General features: G+C 58.4%; 12 protein-coding genes and 2 pseudogenes. 5 read left to right on the top strand and 9 right to left on the bottom strand.

All coding sequences use genetic code 11. From position 1 onward, the window contains the following. The first annotated feature begins 130 nt into the window (after window positions 1-130). Entirely contained in the window at window positions 131-895 is a 765-nt protein-coding gene (locus tag ABIB78_RS27020) for a group II intron maturase-specific domain-containing protein (RefSeq protein ID WP_429029763.1), read from the top strand. Between the two features lie 79 nt (window positions 896-974). Further along, window positions 975-1,379: pseudogene (locus ABIB78_RS27015) on the top strand (IS630 family transposase); the annotation flags it as partial. Here the strand turns inward: ABIB78_RS27015 and ABIB78_RS27010 are convergent. Genes ABIB78_RS27010 through tnpA form a run of 4 tightly spaced genes read right to left on the bottom strand, consistent with a single transcriptional unit; the run spans window position 1,376 to window position 4,358 of the window. Beyond that, entirely contained in the window at window positions 1,376-1,978 is a 603-nt protein-coding gene (locus ABIB78_RS27010) for a plasmid pRiA4b ORF-3 family protein (RefSeq protein WP_429029762.1), read from the bottom strand. The pseudogene ABIB78_RS27015 and the gene ABIB78_RS27010 overlap by 4 nt on opposite strands. Continuing rightward, window positions 1,975-3,540, bottom strand: a complete 1,566-nt coding sequence (gene tnpC, locus ABIB78_RS27005) for an IS66 family transposase (protein WP_429029761.1) — start codon at window positions 3,538-3,540, stop codon at window positions 1,975-1,977. The genes ABIB78_RS27010 and tnpC overlap by 4 nt, the downstream gene beginning before the upstream one ends. A 51-nt stretch (window positions 3,541-3,591) precedes the next feature. Then, window positions 3,592-3,945 (bottom strand): IS66 family insertion sequence element accessory protein TnpB, encoded by a 354-nt coding sequence (gene tnpB / locus ABIB78_RS27000; protein ID WP_429029758.1) that lies wholly within the window; start codon window positions 3,943-3,945, stop codon window positions 3,592-3,594. Beyond that, window positions 3,939-4,358: an IS66-like element accessory protein TnpA gene (gene tnpA, locus ABIB78_RS26995; protein ID WP_429029756.1), complete on the bottom strand. Its 420-nt coding sequence runs from the start codon at window positions 4,356-4,358 to the stop codon at window positions 3,939-3,941. The genes tnpB and tnpA overlap by 7 nt, the downstream gene beginning before the upstream one ends. Before the next feature lie 89 nt (window positions 4,359-4,447). Here tnpA and ABIB78_RS26990 point away from each other — a divergent pair. Next, window positions 4,448-4,588: pseudogene (locus ABIB78_RS26990) on the top strand (IS630 family transposase); the annotation flags it as partial. Then, window positions 4,540-4,860 (top strand): hypothetical protein, encoded by a 321-nt coding sequence (locus ABIB78_RS26985; RefSeq protein ID WP_429029769.1) that lies wholly within the window; start codon window positions 4,540-4,542, stop codon window positions 4,858-4,860. The pseudogene ABIB78_RS26990 and the gene ABIB78_RS26985, both read left to right, overlap by 49 nt. A 158-nt stretch (window positions 4,861-5,018) precedes the next feature. Here the strand turns inward: ABIB78_RS26985 and ABIB78_RS26980 are convergent, their stop codons facing one another. After that, a complete protein-coding gene (locus ABIB78_RS26980; protein ID WP_429029753.1) occupies window positions 5,019-5,297 on the bottom strand; it encodes a hypothetical protein in 279 nt (92 codons plus the stop codon). Window positions 5,298-5,933: 636 nt separating this feature from the next. Between ABIB78_RS26980 and ABIB78_RS26975 the strand changes: the two genes are divergently transcribed. Next, window positions 5,934-6,311, top strand: coding sequence for a hypothetical protein (locus ABIB78_RS26975; protein WP_429029751.1), 378 nt, complete (start codon window positions 5,934-5,936; stop codon window positions 6,309-6,311). Between the two features lie 300 nt (window positions 6,312-6,611). Here ABIB78_RS26975 and ABIB78_RS26970 read toward each other — a convergent pair whose 3' ends face one another. From ABIB78_RS26970 to ABIB78_RS26955, 4 genes are all read right to left on the bottom strand, one after another. Further along, window positions 6,612-7,976 (bottom strand): matrixin family metalloprotease, encoded by a 1,365-nt coding sequence (locus ABIB78_RS26970; protein ID WP_429029748.1) that lies wholly within the window; start codon window positions 7,974-7,976, stop codon window positions 6,612-6,614. A 917-nt stretch (window positions 7,977-8,893) separates the two neighbouring features. After that, complete coding sequence (locus ABIB78_RS26965; protein ID WP_429029746.1) at window positions 8,894-9,286, bottom strand: hypothetical protein; 393 nt, start codon at window positions 9,284-9,286, stop codon at window positions 8,894-8,896. A gap of 15 nt (window positions 9,287-9,301) precedes the next feature. After that, on the bottom strand, window positions 9,302-10,252 hold the full coding sequence (locus tag ABIB78_RS26960) for a hypothetical protein (RefSeq protein ID WP_429029744.1): 951 nt from the start codon (window positions 10,250-10,252) through the stop codon (window positions 9,302-9,304). Further along, window positions 10,237-11,013 carry a hypothetical protein gene (locus ABIB78_RS26955; protein ID WP_429029742.1) on the bottom strand — a complete coding sequence of 259 codons (777 nt, stop codon included), beginning with the start codon at window positions 11,011-11,013 and terminating at the stop codon, window positions 10,237-10,239. Before ABIB78_RS26955 ends, ABIB78_RS26960 begins: the two co-directional genes overlap by 16 nt. Window positions 11,014-11,110: the final 97 nt, after the last annotated feature.

The following is an 11,110-nucleotide window of genomic DNA, read 5'->3' as shown; positions in this document are numbered from 1 at the left end:
AGCGACAAGCCGCTTTCGCGCGACAGCGCCAAGGCCGCCTCCGCCATGCCGATTTTCTTCGCGAGCAAGCGTCGCGCCGCCCTCAGCCGTTCGGCTTTCTGCGCTTGCGTCGATCGAATCATATGACATAATGGTATTACCTTTTGCGTCTCAAATCAACAACGGCTCCATCGCGCCAGCCGGTGATGACGCGTTCAAAGCGGAAGTTATCTTTTGCGTTCAGGGAGCCATCAGCCCAATACTGGCCAACCTGTTCCTGCATTATACGTTCGATCTCTGGATGGCGCGGACACATCCCGACCTGCCTTGGTGTCGGTATGCTGACGACGGACTGGTGCACTGCCGGACTGAGCAAGAAGCAGAGGCCATCAGGGCGGAGCTTCAAGCGAGGCTGGAGGTGTGCGGACTTCAGATGCATCCGACAAAGACGCAGATCGTCTATTGCAAGGACAACAGGCGTCGGCGAACGTATCCGAGGGTCAAGTTTGACTTTCTCGGATATCAGTTCAGGCCGCGGCAGGTGGCAACGTCACAGCGGAAGGAATTCTTCTGTGGATACACCCCTGCGGTCAGTCCGACAGCTTTGAAAACCATGCGAGCAACGATCCGAAGCTTGCACATTCCCCGGCAAACGCCGGGGACGCTGGCTGAGATTGCCCAACAGATCAATCCGCTCCTTCGGGGGTGGATAGGTTATTACGGTCGGTTCAGCCGTTCAGCGCTGTTCTCTCTGGTCGACTACGTCAATCAGAAGCTGAAGGCGTGGATCATGCGAAAGTACAAGCGCTTCCGGTTCCACAAAACCGGTGCTTCGCTGTTCTTGCGAAAGCTGGCTCGGAATAATGCGGAGCTGTTCGTGCACTGGCGGTTGTTCGGAACGACCACGTTCACCTGATGGGAGCGGTGTGAATCGAGAGGTTCACGCACCGTTCTGCGAGAGGCCGGGGGTGAAAATCCTCCGGCCTACTCACCCATGGGCGTCGACCAACATGGCGCGCATGCGCGGATGGGCGCCGAAAGCAGCTCGCCTTCGCAGCTTCGCACCACATGGCCACTGGCGCACGATGACTTTCCTCGGCGCGCTACGTTACGACCGCCTCGCGGCTCCCTGCCTGTTCGACGGGCCGATCAATGGGGAATGCTTCCGTGCCTATGTCGAGCAGATCCTGCTGCCCTCGCTGAAGCCTGGCGACGTCGTCATCATGGACAATCTCGGCAGCCACAAGTCGGCTGCGCTCCGCCGCATCCTCAGGGCCGCTGGAGCCAGGCTTTGGTACCTGCCGCCATACTCGCCTGACCTCAATCCGATCGAACAGACCTTCGCCAAGATCAAGCGTAAGCGTAGCGCTGCGGCCCTTCGATTTGCGCATGACGCCTATTTTGATCGCAGCTTGTGCCGTCTTGGCTTCCAAATTCCGGACAGTGCGTTGACGGCGGCCTCGAGCGCCTTCCGGTCGACGACGTCGGGATCGAACTGTTCGGGCCCCCAGAGGCGCATACGTTCGTGCTCTGGATGGGCGGGGTCGCTGATGGCATCGAGGTATTCGGCATAGCCGGGCGCACCGCCGACGTCCTCCGGAGGACAACGACCGGCGGCCTCGAGCAGGAGGGGAAGTCCCTCTGTCGACGTGTTGTCGAACCATTTTTCGAGCTTGATCACATGATCCCAGCTGTCGCCGAAGTCATAGAGATAATGGATCGTCTTGGCGCCCGTCTCGTGAACGATATCGCAGAGCCGCGCCTTGCGGGCATCGATGGGCTGGGGATCAAAATCACCATCGGGATCAGGGATGCCCCAACGTCCTTCGCCAGCCAGGAACTCGAAGAGGTGGCTATTCGTCCAGCCAAACGCCGCCTGAAGCGTCAGATGCAGCCGATCAAGGCGCAGCGTGAACGGCACGGCAAGGCAACGCATCACCTCCGGTTTCACGTCCTTCAGGGTCACCTTGATCCGGATCGCGGTCGTGTTGAGGCTCATGCCGCCAGCCTCGGATCGTGTGCATGCATCGTGTAGGTCGACGCCCAGGGGAGCAGCTCATCCAGTTGTGACGCAGGCCAACCATCGACGAGCTTCGCGAGAACGTCAGCAAGCCAGTGCTCGGCGCTGACGCTATTGAGCTTACAGGTCTCGATTAACGAAGCTAGTACTGCCCAACTCTCGGCGCCCTCGTCGCAACCGGCAAAAAGGGCGTTTTTGGCGTTGAGCTTGATCGGCCGCATCGCACGTTCGACCGCATTCGTGTCCATCTCGATGCGCCCGTCATCAAGGTAGAGCGTGAGGCCGTCCCAATGACGCAGCGCATAACGCAAAGCCTTCGCCGTGTCGCTCTTCTGCGCAAGGTGATCAAGCTTTGCCTCAAACCATTGCTTCAAGGCTGCAGCCAGAGGCCGGGCATGCGCTTGTCGGCCTGCGCGGCGCTCAGCATCAGATCGGCCACGTAGTACTTTCTCGACCGCGTAGAGTTGGGCGATGCGCTCAAGGGCCTCGCGGGCAACCGGAGCCGGTGCCGGAGAGGCCTCGCGCTCGATCTTCACAAACTGGCGTCGCAGATGCGACCAGCAGAAGGCAAGCGTCCCGGACAGTGCGTCCGAACGCGTCTCTCGGGTCATGGTCTTGTAAGCCTCATAGCCATCGCAATGGATGATGCCGCGATAGCCCTCAAGCAGCCGCAAGCCATGAACGGCTCCACGGCCCGGTGCATAGGCGTAAACCACGCCAGGCGGGTCAGATCCGGTCCAAGGCCTGTCATCACGCGAGAGCGCCCAGAAGTAGCCGGTTTTGGTTCTGCCGCGCCCCGGATCCAACACAGGCACCGGGGTCTCATCGACACAGAGCTTCGAGGAGGCGAGCAGAAGCTCTCGCAGACGATGCCACAAGGGCTTCAATTCCTGGCCGGCATAGCCGACCCAGAAGGCGAGCGTGGAACGGTCGATGGCGATACCGTGCGTCGCCAGCATCTGCGCCTGGCGATAGAGCGGCAAATGCCAATGATACTTGGCATCGATCACATGCGCGACCAGCCGCTCCGTGGGCAGTCCCCCCTTGATCAATCGTTCGGGCGCGGCATGCTGGAGGACGATGCCATGACAGGCGCGGCAGGCCAGCTTGGGCCGGCGGGTGACGATTACGCGATACTGCGCCGGTACGACGTCCAGCCTCTGGCTCTCATCGCTCCCAATTTCAAAAAGGACGCCTGCGCAGCACGGGCAGCAGGTTGCAGCGGGCATCAGGGTTTCGACCACGCGTGGCAAATGCTCCGGCAGCTTGCCACGATTGGCCCTGCGCTCGGCAGTTCTCCTCTCGCATGTTTTGGGATCGGCGCGATCTTCGGCTGCTTCGAGAGCCGCGACGGCCTCTTCGATGTCCTCCAGAACAAGCTGAAGCTGATCAGCGTCCAGCTTTTCCGACGATCGACCGAACTGCGCATCGTTCGCAAGCTTGAGCAACCGCTCGAGCCTGGCGCAGCGATCCAGCAGAGCCGCGGCAAAGACACGCAACTCGGCTGGATCGCTCGGCAGCTCATCAGGCAAATCACTCATTGGCCCGAGTCTGCCATGCTTCGCGCCTCGATGCAGCGAAGATTTTATTCCCTACGCAAGTGCTTTCGGTTGTGGGATTCGAGGTGCGTGCATGCGTGTCCAATCCATGCCGGCCAGAAGCGCGGACAACTGCGCGGCGTTCATGCGCATCGTGCCGGCCACGATGGGAGGCCATTTGAAGCCGCTGCTATCGAGCCGCTTCCAATACATCACCAGGCCGGTGCCATCCCAGACGACAATCTTCACTCGATCGGCGCGCTTCGCACGGAAGACCACCGCCACACCCTTCATCGGGTCTTGGCCCAGCGTCTCCTTCGCCAAGAGCGCCAAGCCATCCGCACCCTTTCTGAAGTCCACAGGTTGGGTCGCAACGTAAATCGTGAGGCCCGCGGCTGGCGTCAGCATGAACGTGTCCGTCGCAGAGCCATGAACACGTCACTTAGCACCGCAAGGCCAGGCGTCCCGCGCACCTCTACCCGTGCACCCTGGAACTCGACCGTAACAACAGCTGCTTCCGCCGATACGGAGGGCTCTGCAGCCGCGGGTAGCGACGATTCCGACACCAAAGGCACAAACGATAAGGTATCCGCCGAAGCCGACAGCACCAACTGGCCCAAACGCGCTCGACGCCGCCAGTCATGCACCTGCTGGGGCCGGCAGCCATGGCGGCGGGCGACATCTGTGACAATCGCGCCCGGCTCGAAGCTTTCCGCGGCAATCTGTGCCTTCAAATCGTCCGGCCAGCGCTTTCGACCTACGCCAGTATACACTTCGATACGCGGCGACGGTCGTCTTATGTCGTCCGAATGGTCGTCCATTGTGAGCACCCTTGCAGAAGATGACTCTTCTAACGGTGCTCCCAAGACCGCGCACAAACAATCTGAACGGCCGCGGCGCTACGCTTACGATCAAGCACTGGATGCGCGCCGCCCAAAAACGCACTATCGACGAGATCAGCCGACGCCTTGGTGAACTCATCCAAAACATCCAACCAGACGAATGCAAAAACTACTTCGCCAACGCCGGATACGCTTCAATAAAAACCTGAAACACTCTAGCGGTCAGGTGGTACAGGACTTCAACGCGGCCACGGACGTCGTGGCGCTGAATGGCACAGGCTTCGGCTCGTTCGCCGATGTGCTCTCGCACTCCTATCAGAACGACGCCTACTTCGTCGTCCAGGTCGACAGCGACACTGCGGTCTGGCTGAACGGCGGGCACCGTTACAGCAGCAAATTTCTTTATCGTGTCGTAGTTACTTACGCGTCTATCGAAGGCAATTCAAAAACGGCGATCCGTCCTCCGGTCGCCGTCTCATAGCCGTGTGCGAGGCCCTCGACATGCGAGCTGCCGGGACTATCGCGTGCGAGATTTCGAGCGGCTTTCAGGGGTTAGATAGGCCCGCAAGAAAGGTATCAGAAGCCGGTCTTTGAATCGAGTGGCGCTGTCGCGATCTGATCATCCGCAATCGGGCGATGTCAGCAGCCGCGGCAGATGGTCTTGAGTTTGGCGTTCAGCTTCGCGTTTTCCTCAGCAAGCATCTCGACAACGCCGCGGCGATTCGGCGACGGGTCCGATCCGGCCGTCTTGGCCTTGTCGGGGCTTCCACCCGTGATGGCGGCAGCCTTGTCGTAGCAGGCCAGCCGGGAATTGGCGTTGGTGATGGCCGAGCATCCGGACACTTGAGCAGTGGCGCCGTGCCACGCAACAACTTCGCAACCAACGATGAGACACATAGCGATGGCAAAAAGTTTCATCTGAAATCTCCGTTGGATACCGCGGGGCAACAACACGTTACCACACGGATGGATCCAATCCGCAAGTGTGAAACGATGCCGGTCGTTGCGCAGCCCAACAGCGCAATCTCGACGGCTTCGTTGTGGGCCGGCGCAGAGCGTTGCTCGCAGCCTAAGTGCTGAGCGAGCAGGGCGCGGGGCTACGGCTCCATGTTTCGCGGGCTGCCGAAAAGCGTCACAGGATCATTCGCTTGGGGTATAGACGTAGCTGCGCTGGTGGTTCTGCATTTCAGTACGACGCCCACACGCCGCAAGCTGCGGCGCCGGTCTAGAGAGCGTCTCCACCGAACCGCCGTACCGTACGCCAAGGACGCGACGATTGCCGCATTTTTCGGATGTGCGAATGGGTGGGCTCATGCTCGATTGGAAACAGCAGCTATCCCGGTCATCATGATTTTTACTGGCCTACTGCTGGTACTAGCCGGCTTGATAGGCAGAAGTCGCCACGAGCAGCTGAAGGACGTTCTAGAGGAGGAAGAACAAGAGGCTACGCCGCGCATGCAGACGGCTCCGTTCCCAGGGCCCTCTCGAGCAATGATAGGGGATGATCAGTGCGGTCCTCGAAGGCCAGACAAAACTCCCGTAGAAGTACGGGATTTGCACAAACTAGTGCGCGGGAAACGGATTTTTGCTTGGACCACCGGCGATTCTGGAAACTATGAAATCGTTATTGCCGTCTTCGCGCTTTATGTAGTTGGTTCTATTTTGACGTTTGGTATCTTCTACCGTAATCGGCAAGTTTCGATCGGCCCCAAGCAGATAATTTCCGCCTTCGCCTGGCCGATTTGGTGGCCTCTCGCGAACGGCTTCGGTGGTGTGATCGACGCGATCGATTCAATGGCGACTGCGACGGAAGCAAGGAAGTCGGTTTCTTTTTCGTCCGGACTATTGCGGCAAGCGGCGGTGTTACCTTCGCCGCGGTCGCCGCAAAGAGTTCAGCGATGTTTTTTCCTCCACCTAGTTTCATCTATCTAGCATGGAGCGCTTGGCATCTGCTGTGAGGATGTAAGCCCCGCCAGGAGGGGGCTAATGATGAGCACGGGCAGAGGGTGGGCTTGCCGATCACTTCTCTTTGCATTCTGCGGCTTGGACTATTTTGATCTTAACACCCTGCACGTGGACGAGCACCATGCTGGGACCGAGATGCTAGAGCCGTTTCGTTCCCGTCTCAGTTTGGTCATGGGACAGCTCAGGCTCCGCGTTCACCGCATCATGTAATCGAGCTGGCAATGGCGGACCACTCTTCGGTGAACCGCCCTACCAATCGCCGCAACCCTAGCTGAATTGGAACATGCTGGCGTCCAGCTGTCCCGGCGCGACACCGATCAACCAGACTGCACTGCCTGCGGCGTCCGTGATGACCGTGGTATTGATGCCGGCGTTATAGAAAGATACTGCTCGAACATCGGCGAACGAATGCAGCGATGTACCTGCAAAGTTCACGAAGTCGTTTAGTCCGCCCACGTTGAAGTCCTCGACGACCATGATCTCCTGGCTGCTGTCGTTGATGTTGAATGTATCGGCGCCGGCGCCACCCCAGGCATAGTCAATCCCACCGCCGCCGGCGATGTTATCGGCCCCGCTGCCCATTAGGAACACGTCGACGCCGCTGCCGCCGAACACTGTGTCCCCGCCGTTCGAACCATAGACGTAGTTCTGGCCCGAACCGCCGTATATGACATTACCGTTGGTCTCTCCGGATGAGATAAAGATGTTGAGACCCGAACCGCCGAACATCGTGTCAACGCCGGCGCCGCCATAGAAGTAGTTGGTGCCGGTTCCGCCGTAGAGGAGATCGGCGCCATTCTCTCCGAACATCACGTTGACGTCGGAGGATGAGGCTCCCCCCGAGCCAAACAGCGTATCGTTGCCATCGCCGCCAAACAGATAGTTGAAGCCGGTGCCGCCATACAGTTCGTCATTTCCGCTTCCGGCAAGCAAGACGTCGGTGCCATCGCCGCCGAACAGGAGGTCGTCGCCTCCATAGGCATAAATGTAGTCGTTGCCGCCGAGAGCGTAGATGGCATCGGCCGCATTGCTTCCGAGGAGAACGTCACTCGCCGCGGTGCCGTTGGTGACAATGGTGCTCGCGGGCACGTCGGGTTGGCTCGAGGGCGGTCCATAGAGCGCCTGAATGCCATCGATGTCCGACCGCGTTAGGTTGGTTACGCCAGCGCTGGCATAGGCGTTCATGATTGCCGGGCCGTCATTGTAGTGATCCAGCCCAAGCGCGTGCCCGATTTCATGCGTCGCGACCGCTTCGAATTCTATTCCTCCCGAAAGGATCAAGCCGTTAGCGGAAGAAGTGTAACTTTCCGCCTGGTCAAAGTCGATCGTGACGTCGGGCAGGAAGTTGCCATTGGAGTAGTAGTACGAGGTTTCAGCCAGGATTCCCCCGGGGCCGTCAAAAAGGCCGAGGCCGAAACGGATGTCGGCGCTTGCAGAATCCGCCACCTCCACGAACGTCACATCGGCCGCGGCAGACCATCGCTTCAAGGCGTCGATGATTTCCTGTTCGTATTCGCCGGGCCGGAAAAAGCTGGAGAATGTATCGGGCTGCCCCGAGAAATTGGCCGTGGCGAAGCTCCACGTAATCGTCTTCGACGACCAAACCGGGCCTTCCAAATTGTAATCAGCCATGAAGGTTCTCTGTTGTTGCATCGTATCCGAAGCGAGTATCGCGTTATTTTGATTCCGGACTCTTTTTCCTCCAATTGTGTCGCCGAAAGGGTAAATAAACCGCTGTGAGATCTGATAGATAGCCATATTTATGCGGTGCTCGCGATGGCATGCACCGCGGGTCTCGCCTTATGCGGCACATGAAGCTGAGATGTCGAGGCCAACTGCCGGTCCCGCGTCGGGATTGGCGCCGTAATCCGCTGTCCTGGTTAGGACACTTGTCGCGGACGATGGCGTTTGGAACATCTTATGCGCAGAAACATTGCATCATCGCATCTATGGAGCACAGCAATGATCAAACCCATGGCGTTCGCCCTTTCAATTCTGGTGGCTTCAACATCCTTAGCCTGCGCCCAATCAGGTAGCTCCAGTGCAAGCGGGAGTTCCAGCACAAGCGGGAGTTCGAGCGCAAGCTCCAGTTCCAGCAAAAGCTCGAGCGCTAAGGCGAGCAGTCAGGATTCATCGACACCAACTACCGGTCAAGGACAGGGCGGTTCGCCTTCATCAGCTCCGCGCAAATGAAATCCTTTCACTCGCCATCTGGGGTCGGCTCAAATTCTCATGGTCCATGATCCTGGAGGCGCTTTCCTAATGCCACCCTCGTGATAGGAGGCGGCGCGCGTGTCACGGGCCACTCGCTTGGTTCACTTGCTCGGAGATAGCGGTGAGCGCGGCCTCACTAGCGCTGTTTCAACGTAGTCTGGGGACGAGCGGCAGCCGATGCGTCCGCATCACTTCCAGGGCGGCGAGCGGAGATTTCAAAGACCACGACGGCGGCACGCAAGATTGTTTATTCATTGCGATGCATCAGCACGAGAAACTAAAAGAGTGCGGTCGCTTTCTTGCAAGCTCTTGCTTCCCGCGAAGTCAGCATTGTCTCATGGCCGGAGCAGCGCTTTGACGCGTCTAGCCGGTGGCCCGAGCAGGGCTGACAAGGGGGTCCTTACCTTTTCCGGCACCCTCAGCCAGAGGTCGCGGGCCCTGCCTTTGAGGAGTCGATCTGGCGGCGGCGCTGAGCGGAGTGTAATCGGAGCGGTGAGCGGCAGATGCGGGGTCACTGCCGACCAGCTTTCGTTCTGCCCATCAATGCGTACCAAGGCGAAGGTCCTTTGCCTTTCGTGGGGCGGATCTAGGGTGCCGGCCTGCTCTATCGCCTCATCGATGTCGCTCACAAATCTGTGGTAGCCATACTCGCGACTTTGAATGACGTCCTGGTAGGCGCGATCAACCATCTCTTGGAGGCCGGTCACGTCGGCGAGCCGTTTCAGCACGTCATTAAGATTCCTTTAGTCCTTTCGGAGTGGAATGTAATGGTCGTCGGGTTTGATCACGTTGGAGTAGGAGCCTTCGAACAAGATCAGCGCCGTCTTCAGTCCAATCGCTTCGAAGATCTTTGGGCTCATCTGGCCCATGATGACATTGTTCTCATGTGGGGCCACGACGCGCCTGTAAAGCTCATCGTCGGTTAGATCCGGGTGCTCTTTTGCCATTGCGAGAACGTCGTTGCGAATGTTACCCCAAGCATCCATCACGTTGGCGCCGCTCTCGGTTCCGAGCATCGCCCTGGTGCTGGTGATGAATGTAAACCAAGCAGAGCCATTGACGCGCTTGTCCTCTTCCCATTCGATATCATGAGGAACATTGCGCGCGATACATTCGGCTCGCATCCGCTGCGCAATTGTCGATTTCTCGAAGCCTAGTTGGCCGTACCAGATCGGAAGCTTACGGCCTCTGTAACCGAGCCAGAGGCGTCGCACCGAGAGCGGAGTAGCCAGCTCAAACGGCAGTTCGTCAGGGACATAGCCGGTGAGGCAGGATTTAAAGCTTACGTTCGGGACTTCGTCGGGCGGATAAAACCGATCGATAAATGGCTTGGGCACGGTGGTGAAGATCGTGTCGATGCCGAGCTTCCTGATCAAGCCGCATGCCTTCCGCGGCATGTCGTATTCATCCTGGATCAGCAATACCTTGGGCCCATTGAATTTGGACACCCGTTCGACAAACGAGGGTGACATCGTCGCGAAGGGCATGCGCACCGAAAAGTGTATTATGAGCGCATCAAACAATTCAAGTGGGAAATCGGCCCTGCAATCGAAAGTGGTGGCGGCGTAGGCCACATCATGTCTTGAATGGCGTTGCATCGCCATCAAGTGCTGACGGACGAATTCGGTGGCTAGGGCGTTTGGGTCATAGAGGACGAGAGTGCTGCGCGACCTGCTCTTCATGGCGATATGCATTGTCCTAACGCCTCAATTCCCGGAATGTCGTTCTCGCAGGATGGAAATGGCCGCGTCGGCCAATCGAACGGGTTGCCATACCGCGTGAGATAATCTTCACCGGTCGGGAAATAGTAGAGAAGCTGGGATGGTCGAAATTGTCCCCTGAGAAGCGCCGTAACGAACGCTAGTCTGGATGCGCTGAGTTGTTCCCGCGCACCAATGATGGCGATTGCATCAGGCGGGATCGGCTTTCCCGACGCGATCTCATCGAAGGTCGCGATGCAGGCGATGCCTAACGTCGGATCGATTGCCAGATGCGGCATCTTTCCATGCTCGCTCAAAAACAGCATTTGATGATTGCCTACCGCTCCTCCATCCCATCCGACAAAGCTGAGGGGCTTGCGATCTTCTTCGCTAAGGAGCAAACGTGAAATGTAATAGGTCAGCAGACCGTAGTTCGAGCAGTCGAGACACTCCGACTTAAGCAGTTCGCCGAGCTCCTGCGAGGGACAGCCCTTGCCATAAGGTTTGAGGTTGTGCGCCGCAGTTGAGGCAAGAATGTATGAGAGGTCAACCCGACTGAGATACGACCAGGATTGCGGCAAACGCCGTTGCATCTGGTCCAACGCCGTTGCTAGCGTCGTTGGGATGAGGTCTGGCCGCTCAAACATCGTCTCGCTGGCAAATACGCCGAGAAGCGGCAATTCGACGACCTTGATCCGGGACGACTGGTATGCTGCCCGTAACGACGATATCCTTTTCGTGAGCCAAAGAAGCATTTTGAAATGAACCGTTAGGCGGCGCAATACACTTCGTCTTCCTAGCTCAATAGGCCGCTCCACGATAGTTGCGTCCGACCCCCCTTTCAAAGATGCG

Origin of the sequence: Bradyrhizobium sp. I1.14.4 (genome assembly GCF_050435825.1) — a bacterium.
Taxonomy (GTDB): Bacteria; Pseudomonadota; Alphaproteobacteria; order Rhizobiales; family Xanthobacteraceae; genus Bradyrhizobium.
This window is presented reverse-complemented; position numbering and strand designations above follow the sequence as displayed.